Source organism: Yoonia sp., from assembly GCF_014859355.1.
Lineage (GTDB): Bacteria > Pseudomonadota > Alphaproteobacteria > Rhodobacterales > Rhodobacteraceae > Yoonia.
The window spans coordinates 37574-52887 of record NZ_JACUUJ010000013.1 but is presented as its reverse complement, the minus strand read 5'-3'; the positions used below and the strand labels follow the sequence as shown (position 1 = coordinate 52887).

Here is a 15314-nt window from a genome sequence, read left to right as displayed (position 1 = left end):
TGGCTGCCTTGCGGTGGTGTTTATTTGATCAGGTGCCGTGCGGTGATCAGGCGCATGATTTCATTGGTGCCTTCCAGTATTTGATGCACCCGCAAATCGCGCAGGATTTTTTCGATTCCGTAATCCGCAAGATAGCCATAGCCGCCGTGCAATTGCAGGCATCCGTCGGCCACGCGGCTGCCGACCTCTGTCACCTGTTTTTTGGCCATCGCGCAGAATTTGCTGGCGTCGGATGCGCCGGTGTCCAGTTTCCATGCCGCCTGCCGCAGAAAGGTGCGCGCTGATTGCAGGTCGATTTCCATATCAGCCAGCCGGAATTGCAGCCCCTGAAACTGGTCGATGGATTTGCCGAATGCGTGACGTTCGCGCATATAGGCCAGCGTCTTGTCAAGGGCAGCTTGTGCCGCCCCCAGTGAACAGGCTGCGATGTTCAGTCGCCCGCCATCAAGCCCGGCCATCGCGTATTTGAAACCCTGGCCTTCTTCGCCCAGCAGGTTATCTGCCGCGGTTTCGCAAGCGTCCATCTGCACCTGCCGCGTGGGTTGCGACCGCCAGCCCATCTTGTCTTCTAGCCCGCCGAACGACAGGCCGGGCGCACCGTCCATCACCAAAAAGGCACTGATGCCCTTGGGGCCGTCATCACCGGTGCGGGCCATGACGATATAGGCGTCTGAATAGCCGCCCCCCGAAATAAAGGCCTTGGTTCCGGTCAGGCGATATCCGTCATTGCTGCGCAGTGCGCGCGTTTTCAGCGCGGCAGCGTCCGAGCCTGAGCCGGGTTCGGTCAGGCAATACGACAGGATCGTTTCCATCGTCAGGACCTTGGGCAAAACACGCGCGCGCAATGGTTCCGAACCATAGGTGTCGATCATCCGGGCGCACATGTTGTGGATCGACAAAAAGGCCGCCACCGACGCGCAGGATTGCGACAGCGCCTCGAACACCAATGTCGCATCCAGCCGGGTCAGACCTGCACCACCGTTTTCCTCGGATACATAAAGCCCGCCAAAGCCCAAGGCCGCCAGATCGCGCCACAGTTGTTTGGGGATCGTGCCTGCGGCTTCCCAGTCGCGGGCCTTTGGCGCGATGTGTTCCGCGCCAAAGGCTTGTGCCATGTCAAAGATGGCGGTTTGTTCTTCGGTCAGGGCAAAGTCCATGATGCCTCCCATCAGCATGAATTGAACGGTTGTTCATATTCTTGGGCGCTTTGCCCCAACTTGGCAAGCCTGCGTCGGGCTTATTCCATCAGCGGCATGGAAAAGGCGCTGCCGTCCTTGATCCCCGACGGCCAGCGTGACGTGATCGTTTTGGTCCGCGTGTAGAATTTGAACGCATCCGGCCCGTGCTGGTTCAGATCGCCGAACATGGATTTTTTCCAGCCGCCAAAGGTGTGATAGGCCAGCGGCACAGGGATCGGCACGTTTACTCCGACCATGCCAATGTTGATCCGGTTGGCAAAATCACGCGCCGCATCGCCGTCGCGGGTAAAGATCGCGGTGCCGTTGCCATATTCGTGGTCCATCGCCAACCCCAGCGCCTCTTCATAGGTTTGCGCGCGCACACACGACAAGACGGGGCCAAAGATTTCCTTTTTGTAGATATCCATGTCCTTTGTCACCCGGTCGAACAGATGTGGACCGACGAAATAGCCGTCTTCATAGCCTTGAAGGCTGAAATCGCGCCCATCGACGACCAGTTCGGCGCCTTGCGTGATCCCGCTTTCGATCAGGTTCAGGATGTTGGCCTTGGCGGCGGCTGTCACGACAGGGCCGTAATCCACATCGTTGCCTGCCGTATATGGCCCGACCTTCAGCTTTTCGATGCGCGGCACCAGTTTTGCGATCAGGCGGTCGGCGGTTTCATCGCCCACGGGCACCGCCACGGAAATCGCCATGCAGCGTTCGCCCGCAGCGCCATAGCCTGCGCCAATCAGCGCATCGGCAACCTGATCCATATCGGCATCGGGCATGATGATCATGTGGTTTTTCGCGCCACCAAAACACTGCACCCGCTTGCCGTTGGCGCAACCGCGCCCATAGATATATTCCGCAATCGGGGTCGAGCCGACAAACCCGATTGACTGGATCACGTCATGATCAAGGATCGCATCCACCGCTTCCTTGTCGCCGTTGACGACTTGCAGAATGCCTTTGGGCAGACCTGCTTCTTCCATCAGCTCGGCCAACATCAAGGGCACCGACGGGTCGCGTTCGGATGGTTTGAGGATAAAGGCGTTGCCGCAGGCAATGGCGGGGGCGAACATCCACATCGGGATCATGGCGGGGAAGTTGAACGGCGTGATGCCGGCGGTGACACCCAGCGCCTGTTTCATCGAATACATGTCGATGCCGGGGCCGGCGCTGTCGGTGTATTCACCTTTCAGCAGTTGCGGCGCGCCGATGCAGTATTCCACGACCTCCAACCCGCGAATCACGTCGCCTTTGGCGTCTGGCAGGGTTTTGCCATGTTCGCGACTCAGCGCCTCGGCCAGTTTGTCCATGTCGCGGTTCAACAGGCCGACAAAGGCCATCATGATGCGCGCGCGGCGTTGCGGGTTCACAGCGGCCCAAGCAGGCTGCGCCTTGGCGGCGATGTCCACGGCTTGCGCCAGTTCTTCGGCGTTGGCCAGCGGCACCCGCGCTTGCACTTCGCCGGTGGCGGGGTTCATGACGTCCGCGAAACGGCCTGACGTGCCTTTGACGTGGGCGCCGCCGATATAATGGGTCAGTTCTTTCATGGGATCCTCCTGTGTTCGCAAGGATTATAGTCTTGCGTTTTTAACTGTAAAAGAACCAATATCCCAAAACCGTTTTGCAAAAATGCAAGGATACGATGGAAAACTGGGATGACATGCGGGTGTTTCTGGCGGTGGCCCGCGCCGAAAGCCTGTCTGGCGCGGCCCCAGTGTTGCGGATGGATCCGGCCACGCTGGGCCGTCGGGTGGCCAGGCTGGAACGCAGCATGGGGGCGGCCTTATTCGTAAAATCCCCGCAGGGCTATGCCCTGACCGATCTGGGCGAACGGATGCGCGACCGCGCCGCCGAGGCCGAAGCGCAGCTGGCGCTGGCCTTTGACGAAGGACAGGGGGCATCGGCCGCGCTGACCGGGCAGATCAGAATCGGTGCGCCGGATGGGGCCGCAAATTTCGTGCTGCCGCAGGTCTGCGCGGCGATTCAGGCGGAAAACCCCGATTTGGAGGTCCAAATTCTGGCGCTGCCCCGCGTCGTCAACCTGTCGCGCCGCGAGGCGGATATGGCGATTGCCGTCAGCCCGCCGGCGGCAGGCCGCCTGACCGTGGAAAAGATCACCGATTATCACCTGCATCTGGCCACCCGGGCCGATGCCCCCCCGATGACAACGCGGGCCGGACTGCGCGGGCGGCGGATTGTTGGCTATATCCCCGATATGATTTTTGACAAGGAACTGGATTATCTGGGTGATCTGGGGCTGGATGGGGTGCAGATGGCATCAAATTCCGTCGCAGTGCAGTTGCAGATGCTGCGGCAGGCGGGCGTGGGTATCGTGCATGATTTCGCGTTGCCCTTCGCGCCCGAACTACGCCGCGTGCTGGTCGATACGGTATCGCTGACCCGGTCGTTTTATCTGGTGCGCCATACGTCAGACCGGCAATCGGACCGGCTGACGCGGTTTGCTGCGGCCTTGATCGCAGGGATGCAGGCAGAAGTGGCGCGGCTGGAACGCACGGCGTGCTTGACAGGCGGCCCTGCAATTTGACACGCTAAACCATCATACCAGCGACAGGGAGGCCGCCATGATCGTTTCACAAATCCTTAAATCCAAAGCCGATTATGGTATTGTGTCAGTCAAGCCGACGGATCATGTGCGCGCGGCTGTCACATTGCTATCAGAAAAACGGATCGGCACGGTCGTTGTGTCCCATGATGGCGTGTCGCTGGACGGGATCCTGTCTGAACGCGACATCGTGCGCGAATTGGGGCGGCGCGGCGCGCTTTGTCTGGATGAACCGGTCAGCGGCATGATGACAGCAAACCTGATCACTTGCACAGCGGGTGACACGGCAGACGACGTGCTGCAAAAGATGACCGATGGACGTTTTCGCCACCTGCCGGTCATGGATGATGGCAAGATGATTGGCCTAATTTCAATCGGTGATGTGGTCAAGGCGCGGCTGTCCCAATTGTCGATGGAAAAGGATGCGCTCGAAGGTATGATCATGGGGCATTAGCACCACTTGCATTCTGGCGTGTAATAATGTTGCTTGGCGGCAAATCAGCAGATGAGGTGCGCCATGCGCGTAGGATTATACCCCGGCACGTTTGACCCGGTGACGCATGGACATATCGACATCGTCCGCAGGGCCTGTTCGCTGGTTGATCGGCTGGTAATCGGCGTGGCGATCAACCGCGACAAGGGGCCTCTGTTTTCATTGGAAGAACGCGTTGCGATGGTGCAATCGGAATGCGTGCCGCTGGGGGCCGATCGGGGCTGCGAGGTGCTGGTGCATCCGTTTGAAAACCTGTTGATTGATTGCGCCCATGATGTGGGCGCAGGCGTGATCATCCGGGGGCTGCGGGCTGTTGCGGATTTTGAATATGAATTCCAGATGGTTGGCATGAACCGGTCGATGGATAATACCATTGAAACGGTCTTCCTGATGGCCGATGCCAAAAATCAGGCGATTGCCTCAAAGCTGGTCAAGGAAATCGCGCGTCTTGGGGGCGATGTGAGCAAATTTGTTCCCCCGGCCGTCAAACAGGCGTTGACGGGAAAGTTTGCCGCATAAAGCCTTGTCATAAAACAAGATATCGGCTGCAGATAAGGCGCGGCTGATGTGTTTCAGGGTGTATTTTTAGCCGTAAACAGCCTTGCCAGCGATCTTTGCCGCATCTTCGCGGAACAGGCCCAGATCAATGGCTGTGTCCAGTGGCATGGTCTGTATATCCCGCTTGAGCCGGATATAGGCTGCGCGCTTTTGCACGGCGTTTCGGACTGTGTTCAAGACGGTCATTTACGGGGTTCCTTTTGGTCATCGCGTTGTGTTGTCTTGCACCATATCTAGTGATGCTGCGGCGCAGCACAATCGCCTCAGCCGGGAAGGCGCCATGCAGGCGTTGCATGGCAAAATCCAGTGATCGCACAAAAAAACCGGCCCCGCGGGGCCGGTCAATGGCTGTCATATGACGGTGATCAGATCAGTTTACCCATCGCGACGGCGGTGTCGTTCATCCGGTTGGAAAAGCCCCATTCGTTGTCGTACCACGACAGGATCCGCACCATGGTGCCGTCCAGCACCTTGGTCTGGTCAAGGTGAAAGATCGACGAATGCGGGTCATGGTTGAAATCGGAACTGACCAGCGGCAGGTCAGTATAGCCTAAAATACCCTTGAGCGGCCCATCAGCTGCGGCAATGATGGCGGCGTTGATTTCGTCCACTGTGGTGGCGCGCGATGCCTCGAACGTCAGGTCGACCACGGACACATTCGGCGTTGGCACGCGGATCGCGACCCCGTCAAGCTTGCCGTTCAATTCGGGCAGCACCAGCCCCACGGCCTTGGCCGCCCCGGTGGATGTCGGGATCATCGACAGCGCAGCGGCGCGGGCGCGATACAGATCCTTGTGCATGGTGTCCAGCGTGGGCTGGTCGCCTGTGTAGCTGTGGATCGTGGTCATGAACCCTTTGGTGATCCCGATGGTATTGTTCAGCACCTTCACCACGGGCGACAGGCAGTTGGTGGTGCATGACGCATTCGACACGATAATATCGTCGCTAGTCAGCGCATCGTGGTTGACACCATAAACAATGGTCTTGTCCGCATCCTTGCCCGGTGCGGAAATCAGCACGCGGCTGGCACCATTGTCCAGATGGGCCTGACAGGCCTCTTTGCTGGTGAAAATGCCGGTGCATTCCATGACGACATCAACGTCAGACCAAGGCAGGTCGGCAGGGTTGCGGATGGCTGTCACCCGTATCGGGCCGCGACCCACGTCGATCCAGTCATCGCCGGTCGTCACTGTTGCGGGAAAACGGCCATGCACCGAATCAAACCGCAGCAGGTGCGCGTTGGTTTCGACCGGGCCAAGGTCGTTGATGGCCACAACTTCGATATCGGTGCGCCCGCTTTCGATGATTGCACGTAGTACGTTGCGGCCAATCCGGCCAAATCCGTTGATCGCTACTTTGACGGCCATGGTTCATCCTCCTGATGGATCAATGTTGGCGCTAACATTGCGATTTAACGCAAAAGGTCAACCAAAGATATTGTAACGGTGCTTATCGCCAGAAAGAGATGGCATCGATCAGCGTGATCAGACGCTGCATCACAAGGATAGGGAGCCCCCAAGCGAGGATGAAATAATCCAGTGCAAAAAGACCGATAATCACGGCTGCAAGGAAAAAGGCAATGGTGTTGGTCATGTCAGGCTCTATCAGGGGCAAAGGCACTTTGCGCCCTGAAAGCCTATGCCGCACCGCCTGAAAGGGCCAGATCATGTGTCTGCGCGTCAATGCCGGGCGTCATCTTTGGTGTGGCTGTTCAACCGGCACGAAAGCGGCCTTGCGGATCAATGCAACCGCCCCATTGTCGCGGCCACATCGGCCATCCGCGCGGAAAAGCCCCATTCGTTGTCATACCAGGCCAGCACGCGCACGGTGCGCCCCCCGACCACCTTGGTCTGGTCGGGGGCAAAGATGCAGCTTTGCGTGGTGTGGTTGAAATCTATGCTGACCTTGGCTTCTGCGTCATAGGCCATGACCATGCCCATATAGCCGCCTGCTGCCTCGGCGACGATGGCGTTTACATCGGCCACGGTCACGGATTTGCCCGCCTCGAATGTCAGATCAACCGCGCTGACGTTGGGGGTGGGCACGCGCATTGCGGTGCCGTCCAGCCGCCCCGCCAGTTCCGGCAGCACCGCGCCCAGGGCCTTGGCGGCACCTGTCGATGTGGGGATCATCGCCATGGCGGCAGCGCGCGCGCGATACAGGTCCTTGTGCCGCCGGTCCAGCGTGGGCTGGTCCCCGGTATAGCTGTGGATTGTCGTCATGATGCCGCGTTCGATCCCGATGGCATCGTTCAGCACCTTGGCCAGTGGTGCCAGACAGTTGGTGGTGCAAGACCCGTTCGACACCATCCGTTCGGTGTTCAGCAGATCGCGGTGGTTGACGCCGTAAACCACGGTGCGGTCCACGTTTTTTGCAGGTGCCGAAATCAGCACCTTTTTTGCGCCGCGTTCAAGGTGGATCGCCGATTTGGTGCCGTCGTTGAATTTGCCGGTGCATTCCAGCACGACATCGACACCGGACCAGTCCAGTTCGGTCGGATCATAGGTGGACATCACGTCAATCGGGCCGCGCCCAAGGTCCAGCGTGTTGCCGCTGACCTTGACCGGGTGGCCAAAGCGGCCATGCACGCTGTCGTATTTCAGCAGGTGCGCGTTGGTTTCAATCGGGCCGGTGGCGTTGATCCGCACAACCTGCACGTCATTGCGCGCGGCCTCGGTGATGTGGGCCAGCGTGCAGCGCCCGATGCGGCCAAAGCCATTGATCCCGATTGTGACTGTCATGTGGTGCCCTTTCGCTTTGCCTTTCCGTGCCGCTTTGGGGGCGACATGTCCAGTAAAAATATTATGTTTGTCAATATGTTAACGGTAACGGTGTGCATTTGCATACAGTTACCGCTAACGGTTTGCGCCAACAGTGGGGGCTTGCATGTCACGCGGTGTCAGATCAGCGTTGGCGACAGAATCAAGGAATTCAGAAATGAGCGGACTGCTGGCCCTGTTGGATGATGTCGCCGCGATTGCCAAAGTCGCCGCTGCATCGGTGGATGATGTGATCGGGCAGGCGACTAAGGCGGGGGCCAAAGCGGCCGGTGCTGTGGTGGATGATGCTGCTGTCACCCCAAAATACGTGCATGGTTTTTCAGCGGATCGGGAATTGCCCATCGTGGGGCGCATCGCGCTGGGGTCCATCCGCAACAAGCTGGTGATCTTGCTGCCGGTCGCGCTGTTGCTGGCGGCCTTCGCGCCATGGCTGATCCCGCTTTTGTTGATGCTGGGCGGGGGGTATTTGTGTTTTGAAGGCGCGGAAAAGGTGCTGCACGCGGTGCAGAAACATGACCCGCACCCCGATGCCACCGGCGACCTGACCCATCTGGAAGAGGAAAAAGTGCAAGGCGCGATCAAGACAGATTTCATCCTGTCTGCCGAAATCATGACCATTGCCCTGGCCGCCATTGAAACCCCGAATATCTGGAGCAAGGCCGCCGTGCTGGCGATCGTGGCGATTGCAATCACGGGGATGGTTTACGGTGCCGTTGCGCTGATCGTAAAGGCCGACGACATGGGGCTGGCGATGGTCACCCGCGGACGGCTGGGCGTAACCCGCAGCCTTGGCCGGGGGATCGTTGCGGGGATGCCGGGGTTCTTGCTGGTGCTGACATGGGTTGGCACGGCGGCGATGCTGTGGGTTGGCGGGTCGATCATCGTGCATGGGCTGGAGCAGATCGGCTATACCGCTTTGGGCCACCAGATCCATGATTGGGCCGTCGCGGTGGGGCATCTGGTGCCTGATGGGGCCACTGCTGCAACCGAATGGTTTGCAACGGCTGCGATGGATGGTGTGCTGGGGCTGATCCTTGGGTTTGCGCTGATCCCCCTGGCAAATGATGTCATTGGGCCACTGTGGCAGCGTATCACGGCCCTGTTGCAGACGTAAAAAAGGCAGCGCCGCAGCACCGCCTTTTGCGTAGGGTTGATGATGATCCGCCTTACTTGATCAGCGACTTCACCTTGGCCGCGACATCCTGTGCCGTGATCCCGAATTCCTGATACAGCCGGTCCGCGGGTGCCGACGCACCGAACCCGTGCATCCCGACGAAACCGGATTTTTCGCGCCGGCCACGTTCGCCGAACAACCAGCGGTCCCAACCAAACCGGATACCCGCCTCGACAGCGACGCGCACGGGGCCTGCGGGCAGAACGCGGCGACGGTAACCCTCGTCCTGTTCTTCGAACAGTTCCCAGCAAGGCATCGACACAACGCGCGTGCCGATCCCGCCCTCTTGCAGCAGATCGCGTGCCGCAAGGGCGATTTCAACCTCTGATCCTGTGGCCAGAATGATCGCTTGGCGCTTGCCATCGGCATCGGCCAGCACATAGGCGCCTTGGGCTGTCAGGTTCTTTGTGGTGTGGGTGGTGCGCACGGTGGGCAGATTCTGGCGCGACAGGGCCAGCACGCTGGGCGTGGTTTTGGACGTCAGGGCGCATTCCCAGGCTTCGGCGGTTTCGACCGTATCGGCGGGGCGGAACACGTGGGTGTTTGGCGTGGCCCGCAGCATGGCCAGATGTTCAACAGGCTGATGGGTTGGCCCGTCTTCGCCCAGTCCGATGCTGTCGTGGGTCATCACATAGGTGGTGGGAATGCCCATCAACGCCGATAGGCGCATCGCACCCCGCGCATAGTCGGTGAAACACATGAAGGTGCCGCCATAGGGCCGCGCGCCGCCATGCAGGGCCATGCCGTTCATCGCCGCTGCCATCCCGTGTTCGCGCACACCGTAATAGATGTAACGGCCCTTGCGGTTGTCGGGGTTGAACACGCCCAGATCTGCGGTCTTGGTGTTGTTCGATCCGGTCAGGTCAGCCGATCCACCGATGGTTTCGCCCATGATCGGGTTGATCACCTCTAGCGTCATTTCGGACGATCTGCGCGTCGCGACCTTTGGCGCGCCTTCGCTGATCTGCTTTTTCAGCGCACGGATCACAGCAGCCAGTTTCTTGGGGGCCTCACCGGCATAGGTGCGGTTGAATTCGGCCTGTTTGGCTGCTGACAGTTTGGCAAAGCGGTCTTCCCAACCCTGCCTTGCCGCTGCACCGCGTGCGCCGATCGCTTCCCATTGGGCCTTGACCGCAGGGTCCACCTCGAAGTCACCCAAGGGTGCGCCATAAGCCTGTTTTGCGGCTTGCAACTGGTCGGCGTCGGTCAGTGCGCCGTGGCCTTTGGATGTGTCCTGTGCGGCGTGTCCCAGCGCGATATGGGTCTTGCAGGCAATCATCGACGGGCGCGGGTCGGCCTTGGCGGCCGTGATCGCCGCGTCAATCGCCACCGGGTCATGCCCGTCGATGGATTGCACATGCCAGCCCGATGCGGCAAAACGCGCGGGCTGGTCGGTGATGTCGGCCAGATCGACGGTGCCGTCGATGGTGATGTTGTTGTTGTCAAACAGAACGATCAGGTGGCCCAGTTTCTGCATACCAGCAAGGCCGATCGCCTCTTGGCTGATGCCTTCCATCAGGCAGCCGTCACCGGCCATGACATAGGTGTGGTGGTCGATGATCTGCTTGCCCCATGTGGCGCGCTGGATTTCTTCGGCAATCGCGAAACCCACCGAATTGGCGATGCCCTGACCCAGAGGGCCGGTGGTGGTCTCGATCCCGCGGGCGTGGCCGTATTCGGGGTGGCCCGCCGTGCGCGCGCCCCATTGGCGGAAGTCCTTGATCTGGTCCAGCGTGATGTCTTCGTAGCCGGTCAGATACATCAGAGAATAAAGCAACATCGACCCATGGCCCGCTGACAGGATAAACCTGTCACGATCTGGCCATGCGGGGGCCTTTGGGTCAAATTTCAGATGCTTTTCAAACAGCACCGTGGCCACATCGGCCATGCCCATCGGCATGCCGGAATGGCCGGAGTTGGCGGCAGCAACCGCATCCAGCGTCAGGGTGCGGATGGCGGTGGCTTTTTGCCAGTGATCAGGGTGGGCGGTGCGCAGGGCTGCAATTTCCAAGGTCTATGATCCTATGTGCATGGGTGGCGTTTATCGTTGTCTGCGTCATATCAGGGTCACCCCCAAGATCAAGCGCGACGGCTAAACCTTTCAATTTGCAGTGCCACCGTCGTTTGCGGGTGCGTTTTTGATCGCTTACTGTAGCAAGATAGTGATGCGATTCGTTCAAGGGTCGGTGATTGTGGCCAACAGATTGGGATGCAATGAGGCTGGCGACAACAAAAGCAGCCTTTGCGCGGGTGCCAGCGGGCATCATGAAAGGGACAGGCGGATGAGTGATATCAGCGCGTTGGAAAGCCGGATCACAGCCGCGCTTGACCGCATACGACAGGGCATTGAGGCGCAGAAATCAACGTTGCCGGCGGATCATACCCTGTCATCGGCGCTTGAAAACGAACGTGCCGCCAATGCCGAACTGGTTGAACGTGTGCGTCAGCTGAAGGAACGGCAGGATACGCAGGTCGCTTCTCTTGTGGCGCGTGTAGAAAGCCAGCGCGTCCAGATGATACGGCTGGATGAAGAATTGCAGCGATTGCGCGCGTCAAATACCCAGATGCGCGAGATGAACAGCAGCCTGCGCGAGGCGCTGAGCAATGGCGTAGCGCCTGAACTTCTTGACAATGCGATGGCCGCGGAAGTGGAAGCGCTCGCCGCGCAGCGGGCGTCAGAGGCAGCCGAAGTGGATGCGATCTTGCGTCAACTCAAACCGTTAATCGAAGGTGATACCCATGCCGCAGGTTGAAATTTCCATCGGTGGCCGCCTGTTCGAGGTCGCCTGTCAGGACGGTGAAGAACATTTTCTGCATTCCGCTGCGGCCTTGCTCGACGGCGAGGCCGCGCATCTGGCTGAACAGATCGGGCGTTTGCCCGAAGCACGGATGCTGTTGATGGCCGGGCTGATGCTGGCGGATAAAACCGCAGGGCTTGAAGACCGGTTGCGCGAAGCAGACGCAGAGGTCATCAGGTTGCGCGCGCAAATCGAAGCATGGGAAACGCGCCCGGCCCCCACGCCCGAGCGGATCGAAGTGCCCGTTGTGCCAAGCTCTGTCACCTATACGCTGGCCGAAATCGCGGCCCGGGCGGAATCCCTGGCAGATGAGTTAGAGCAATAGGGCGGCCATGCCGTGACGGCATGATCAAACCCATGCGCATGCTGCCTGAAGGGTCCAAACAACCCTTTAGGCAGCATTGTCGATAAATCAGGCGTTCGCTTCGCGGATTTTTTCGGCGGCATCCTCGTCAAAATCGACGCCTTGCTGCGCGAAAAGTGTGTCTAATTCCCCCGAAAGTGTCATTTCGGTGATGATGTCGCAACCACCGACAAATTCGCCTTTGACGTAAAGCTGTGGAATTGTCGGCCAATCGGAAAAATTCTTGATCCCCTGGCGGATTTCGTCGTCGGCCAGCACGTTTACATCGGCAAATTCAACACCCATAAAGTTCAGCACACCCGCGACGCGGGATGAAAACCCGCATTGTGGCATGGATTTTGTGCCTTTCATGAAAAGCACAACATCGTTGCTGGTGATCGTTTCCTTGATTTTCGCTTCGGCTGTCATGACTTTGTTTCCTGTTCCTTGCTGTCTGCATCGGTGTCGTCGGTTTGTCCCGTGTCGGGCGTGTCCTCGGGGTTGAATTCTTCGGGGTCGAACCCGTCAGCATCATCTTCCAGGGTGCCCACATGGGTCGTGTTCGTCTCTGGATCGTATGTCAACCCGTAGGAAGACGCCCCTTCGCGCTTGTACCTGCGGTATTCATGCCAGATGGCATATATAAAGGTCAAAGCGAATGGTGCGATGATCAACAACACGATGAATCGCGTTTCCATAAGTCTAGTCAGGTGCTTTTGTTGTCAACGCCAGCGCGTGCAATTCCCCATTGCTGCCATCCATCTTGCCTTTCAGTGCGGCATAGACGGCGCGCTGCTGTTGCACACGGTTTTTGCCGCGAAAGCTTTCGTCGATGATTTCAGCGGCAAAATGGGTGCCGTCGTCGCCCTGCACATTGATTTTTGCGTTGGGGAAATTTTCGCGCAGCAAGGTTTCGATTTCATGGGCGGTGATGGGCATTGGCGTTCCTTATTCCCGTTTGTCCTTGAACTTAGGTCAGCCAACGCTGGCGGACAAGTGGGGCCTGCCGCCAGATTTGGCCGAGACCTGAAAAATCAGGCCACGGCGGCGGCAAAGGCGGAGCGATAGATCTGCGCCAATTCATCCAGCGGCGCATGGAAATGGCCAAAGCTGACGCTGCTGCCACCCACCTTGCCCACGGTCGTGACCGATACACCTGCCCGGTTTGCCGCGATCATCAGCGCCTCGGCCTGATCGAAATTGCAACCGATCAGATAGCGCGCCTGGTCTTCACCAAACAGGGTTGCGGTGTCTTCAGCGTCGATCGTGATGCCGACACCTGCGGTCTCGGCCATCTCGAATGCGGCCAGCGCAAGGCCACCATCGGAAAGATCGGTGCAGGCGGTGATCAGGCTGTGGTTTTCGCGGATGAAATCGCCATGGGCCTTTTCGGCGACCAGATCGACGGGGGGCGCATCGCCTTCGGTGCGGCCGAAAACCTCGGCCAGCAGGGCGGATTGGCCAAGGTGGCCCTGGGTTTCGCCCAGCAGCAACAAAACATGCCCGTCGCGCAATTGCCCGGCGATCATGTGATCGGGGTGGCGGATGATGCCGACCGCGCCAATGGTCGGCGTGGGCAGGATGCCGGTGCCGTCGGTTTCATTATAAAGCGACACGTTGCCCGATACGATCGGCATATCCAGCACGCGCACCGCTTCGCTGATGCCCTGAATGGCCCCTACGAATTGCCCCATGATTTCGGGCTTTTCGGGGTTGCCAAAATTCATGTTGTCGGTGGTGGCCAGGGGGGTGGCCCCCACGGCGGTCAGGTTGCGGTAAGCCTCGGCCACGGCCTGTTTGCCGCCCGCGACGGGGTTTGCCTTGACATAGCGGGGGGTCACATCGCTGGTGAAGGCCAGCGATTTGTCGGTGCCATGCACCCGCACAATGCCTGCACCAAGGCCAGGGCAGCGCACGGTGTCGCCCATAACCTGTTGGTCATATTGTTCGTAAACCCATTGCTTGCCCGCATAATTTGGGCTGCTGATCAGCGCGCGCAGCCCGTCGATGGGGTGCACGCCCGGCACATCACCCAGCGGTTCGGGGGCAGGGGTGGGCACCCAAGGGCGATCGTATTCGGGGGCGGAACCCGACAGGGTCGCCAGCGGCAGATCAGCCTTGATTTCATTGTGGTGCAGCACGATGAATCGGTCTTCGGCGATGGTTTCACCGACGATGGCAAAATCCAGATCCCATTTTTCGAACACGGCGCGGGCCGCGGCCTCTTTTTCCGGGCGCAGGACCATCAGCATGCGCTCCTGGCTTTCCGACAGCATCATTTCATAGGCGGTCATGTTGTCTTCGCGCTGGGGCACAGCGTTCAGGTTCAGCCGGACGCCCAAGCCCCCCTTGTCGCCCATTTCCACCGCCGAACAGGTCAGGCCAGCCGCGCCCATATCCTGAATCGAAATGACGGCGCCGGTGGCCATCAGTTCCAGCGTCGCCTCCATCAGGCGCTTTTCGGTAAAGGGGTCGCCCACCTGCACGGTGGGGCGCTTTTCCTCGATTGTGTCGTCAAATTCAGCCGATGCCATGGTGGCACCGCCGACACCGTCGCGGCCTGTCTTTGCGCCCAGATAAACAACCGGCATCCCCACGCCGGACGCAGCGGAATAGAAAATCTTGTCCGCGTCGGCCAGACCAGCGGCAAAGGCATTCACCAAGCAGTTGCCATTATAGGCCGGATCAAACCGCACCTCACCCCCCACCATCGGCACGCCAAAGCAGTTGCCGTAACCGCCCACACCTGCAACCACACCGTTTACCAGCTGGCGGGTTTTAGGGTGCGACGGTTCACCGAAAGACAGCGAATTCATCGCTGCGATAGGCCGTGCGCCCATGGTGAACACATCGCGCAGAATGCCCCCGACACCGGTAGCCGCCCCCTGATAGGGTTCGATATAGGACGGGTGGTTATGGCTTTCCATCTTGAACACCACGGCCTGCCCATCACCGATATCGACGACACCGGCATTTTCACCGGGGCCACAAATGACCTGCGGGCCTTCTGTGGGCAGGGTGCGCAGCCATTTCTTGGATGATTTATAGGAACAATGTTCGTTCCACATGGCTGAAAAGATACCCAACTCCGTGAACGTTGGTGCGCGTCCGATAATATCAAGGATGCGCTGGTATTCGTCAGGTTTCAGCCCGTGCGCGGCGATCAGTTCATCTGTCAGCTGTGGTTCGTTCATCGTGTCCCCCGGATCATGCCTCTTCATACAGAGCCACGTCTGGAGGTGAAAGTCGCAATTTATGACCCTTTGGGATGTTGCAGCGACCGATGCGCAAACGCGCCCATCATAATTGATCTGAGATTAGCGCAAAAAAAGCCGGGCACTAAGGCCCGGCGAAGTCCAACAGGGAGGTGAAGGTGACGTGCGTTATCGCGCCATCGCTTTCGAAACTGCAGGTA

General features: G+C 59.2%; 17 protein-coding genes and 1 pseudogene. 7 read left to right on the top strand and 11 right to left on the bottom strand.

All coding sequences use genetic code 11. The features are described from left to right. Positions 1-20: 20 nt before the first annotated feature. Entirely contained in the window at positions 21-1157 is a 1137-nt protein-coding gene (locus IBX59_RS06855) for an acyl-CoA dehydrogenase family protein (RefSeq protein ID WP_296373787.1), read from the bottom strand. An 80-nt stretch (positions 1158-1237) separates the two neighbouring features. Next, positions 1238-2737: a CoA-acylating methylmalonate-semialdehyde dehydrogenase gene (locus IBX59_RS06850; protein ID WP_296373785.1), complete on the bottom strand. Its 1500-nt coding sequence runs from the start codon at positions 2735-2737 to the stop codon at positions 1238-1240. Between the two features lie 95 nt (positions 2738-2832). On the opposite strand from IBX59_RS06850, the gene IBX59_RS06845 reads away from it, so the two are divergent. The 3 genes from IBX59_RS06845 to coaD all read left to right on the top strand — a co-directional run bounded on the left by IBX59_RS06845 (position 2833) and on the right by coaD (position 4765). After that, positions 2833-3735, top strand: coding sequence for a LysR family transcriptional regulator (locus IBX59_RS06845; protein WP_296373779.1), 903 nt, complete (start codon positions 2833-2835; stop codon positions 3733-3735). Between the two features lie 37 nt (positions 3736-3772). Further along, positions 3773-4207, top strand: a complete 435-nt coding sequence (locus IBX59_RS06840; protein WP_296373778.1) for a CBS domain-containing protein — start codon at positions 3773-3775, stop codon at positions 4205-4207. Positions 4208-4270: 63 nt separating this feature from the next. Then, complete coding sequence (gene coaD / locus IBX59_RS06835) at positions 4271-4765, top strand: pantetheine-phosphate adenylyltransferase (RefSeq protein ID WP_296373777.1); 495 nt, start codon at positions 4271-4273, stop codon at positions 4763-4765. Between the two features lie 66 nt (positions 4766-4831). Here coaD and IBX59_RS06830 read toward each other — a convergent pair whose 3' ends face one another. The 3 genes from IBX59_RS06830 to IBX59_RS06820 form a co-directional block, all read right to left on the bottom strand. After that, on the bottom strand, positions 4832-4990 hold the full coding sequence (locus IBX59_RS06830; protein WP_296373776.1) for a hypothetical protein: 159 nt from the start codon (positions 4988-4990) through the stop codon (positions 4832-4834). 179 nt (positions 4991-5169) lie between these two features. Beyond that, positions 5170-6171, bottom strand: coding sequence for a type I glyceraldehyde-3-phosphate dehydrogenase (gene gap, locus IBX59_RS06825; RefSeq protein ID WP_296373775.1), 1002 nt, complete (start codon positions 6169-6171; stop codon positions 5170-5172). A gap of 82 nt (positions 6172-6253) precedes the next feature. Then, a complete protein-coding gene (locus tag IBX59_RS06820) occupies positions 6254-6397 on the bottom strand; it encodes a hypothetical protein (protein ID WP_296373773.1) in 144 nt (47 codons plus the stop codon). Positions 6398-6442: 45 nt separating this feature from the next. Between IBX59_RS06820 and IBX59_RS15170 the strand changes: the two are divergent. Then, positions 6443-6616 (top strand): annotated as a pseudogene (locus IBX59_RS15170) (hypothetical protein); the annotation flags it as partial. On the opposite strand, the gene gap (IBX59_RS06815) reads toward IBX59_RS15170, so the two are convergent. Then, complete coding sequence (gene gap / locus IBX59_RS06815) at positions 6544-7545, bottom strand: type I glyceraldehyde-3-phosphate dehydrogenase (protein WP_296373771.1); 1002 nt, start codon at positions 7543-7545, stop codon at positions 6544-6546. The pseudogene IBX59_RS15170 and the gene gap (IBX59_RS06815) overlap by 73 nt on opposite strands. Before the next feature lie 196 nt (positions 7546-7741). On the opposite strand from gap (IBX59_RS06815), the gene IBX59_RS06810 reads away from it, so the two are divergent. Next, complete coding sequence (locus IBX59_RS06810) at positions 7742-8698, top strand: DUF808 family protein (RefSeq protein ID WP_296373769.1); 957 nt, start codon at positions 7742-7744, stop codon at positions 8696-8698. Between the two features lie 52 nt (positions 8699-8750). Here IBX59_RS06810 and tkt read toward each other — a convergent pair whose 3' ends face one another. Then, the gene (tkt, locus tag IBX59_RS06805) at positions 8751-10769 is read right to left on the bottom strand and encodes a transketolase (protein WP_296373766.1); all 2019 of its coding nucleotides are present in this window, start codon (positions 10767-10769) and stop codon (positions 8751-8753) included. Between the two features lie 271 nt (positions 10770-11040). On the opposite strand from tkt, the gene IBX59_RS06800 reads away from it, so the two are divergent. Continuing rightward, positions 11041-11511, top strand: coding sequence for a hypothetical protein (locus IBX59_RS06800; RefSeq protein WP_296373764.1), 471 nt, complete (start codon positions 11041-11043; stop codon positions 11509-11511). Continuing rightward, on the top strand, positions 11498-11881 hold the full coding sequence (locus tag IBX59_RS06795) for a cell division protein ZapA (RefSeq protein ID WP_296373763.1): 384 nt from the start codon (positions 11498-11500) through the stop codon (positions 11879-11881). The genes IBX59_RS06800 and IBX59_RS06795 overlap by 14 nt, the downstream gene beginning before the upstream one ends. Positions 11882-11968: 87 nt before the next feature. Here the strand turns inward: IBX59_RS06795 and grxD are convergent, their stop codons facing one another. From grxD to purL, 4 genes are all read right to left on the bottom strand, one after another. Then, positions 11969-12328, bottom strand: a complete 360-nt coding sequence (gene grxD / locus IBX59_RS06790) for a Grx4 family monothiol glutaredoxin (protein WP_296373761.1) — start codon at positions 12326-12328, stop codon at positions 11969-11971. Further along, positions 12325-12597, bottom strand: a complete 273-nt coding sequence (locus IBX59_RS06785) for a hypothetical protein (RefSeq protein WP_296373759.1) — start codon at positions 12595-12597, stop codon at positions 12325-12327. Before IBX59_RS06785 ends, grxD begins: the two co-directional genes overlap by 4 nt. Positions 12598-12601: 4 nt before the next feature. Further along, the gene (locus IBX59_RS06780) at positions 12602-12838 is read right to left on the bottom strand and encodes a BolA/IbaG family iron-sulfur metabolism protein (RefSeq protein WP_296373757.1); all 237 of its coding nucleotides are present in this window, start codon (positions 12836-12838) and stop codon (positions 12602-12604) included. Positions 12839-12933: 95 nt separating this feature from the next. After that, on the bottom strand, positions 12934-15093 hold the full coding sequence (purL, locus tag IBX59_RS06775) for a phosphoribosylformylglycinamidine synthase subunit PurL (protein WP_296373754.1): 2160 nt from the start codon (positions 15091-15093) through the stop codon (positions 12934-12936). Between the last annotated feature and the right edge of the window lie 221 nt (positions 15094-15314).

Bases quoted from the DNA above. Each gene is read 5' to 3' on its own strand.
- IBX59_RS06810 (WP_296373769.1), top strand. From the start codon at position 7,742: ATGAGCGGACTGCTGGCCCTGTTGGATGATGTCGCCGCGATTGCCAAA.
- IBX59_RS06820 (WP_296373773.1), bottom strand. From the start codon at position 6,397: ATGACCAACACCATTGCCTTTTTCCTTGCAGCCGTGATTATCGGTCTT.
- purL (WP_296373754.1), bottom strand. From the start codon at position 15,093: ATGAACGAACCACAGCTGACAGATGAACTGATCGCCGCGCACGGGCTG.
- IBX59_RS06800 (WP_296373764.1), top strand. From the start codon at position 11,041: ATGAGTGATATCAGCGCGTTGGAAAGCCGGATCACAGCCGCGCTTGAC.
- IBX59_RS06845 (WP_296373779.1), top strand. From the start codon at position 2,833: ATGGAAAACTGGGATGACATGCGGGTGTTTCTGGCGGTGGCCCGCGCC.
- coaD (WP_296373777.1), top strand. From the start codon at position 4,271: ATGCGCGTAGGATTATACCCCGGCACGTTTGACCCGGTGACGCATGGA.
- IBX59_RS06795 (WP_296373763.1), top strand. From the start codon at position 11,498: ATGCCGCAGGTTGAAATTTCCATCGGTGGCCGCCTGTTCGAGGTCGCC.
- IBX59_RS06840 (WP_296373778.1), top strand. From the start codon at position 3,773: ATGATCGTTTCACAAATCCTTAAATCCAAAGCCGATTATGGTATTGTG.
- IBX59_RS06850 (WP_296373785.1), bottom strand. From the start codon at position 2,737: ATGAAAGAACTGACCCATTATATCGGCGGCGCCCACGTCAAAGGCACG.
- IBX59_RS06830 (WP_296373776.1), bottom strand. From the start codon at position 4,990: ATGACCGTCTTGAACACAGTCCGAAACGCCGTGCAAAAGCGCGCAGCC.
- grxD (WP_296373761.1), bottom strand. From the start codon at position 12,328: ATGACAGCCGAAGCGAAAATCAAGGAAACGATCACCAGCAACGATGTT.
- IBX59_RS06855 (WP_296373787.1), bottom strand. From the start codon at position 1,157: ATGGACTTTGCCCTGACCGAAGAACAAACCGCCATCTTTGACATGGCA.
- IBX59_RS06785 (WP_296373759.1), bottom strand. From the start codon at position 12,597: ATGGAAACGCGATTCATCGTGTTGTTGATCATCGCACCATTCGCTTTG.
- gap (WP_296373771.1), bottom strand. From the start codon at position 7,545: ATGACAGTCACAATCGGGATCAATGGCTTTGGCCGCATCGGGCGCTGC.
- gap (WP_296373775.1), bottom strand. From the start codon at position 6,171: ATGGCCGTCAAAGTAGCGATCAACGGATTTGGCCGGATTGGCCGCAAC.
- IBX59_RS06780 (WP_296373757.1), bottom strand. From the start codon at position 12,838: ATGCCCATCACCGCCCATGAAATCGAAACCTTGCTGCGCGAAAATTTC.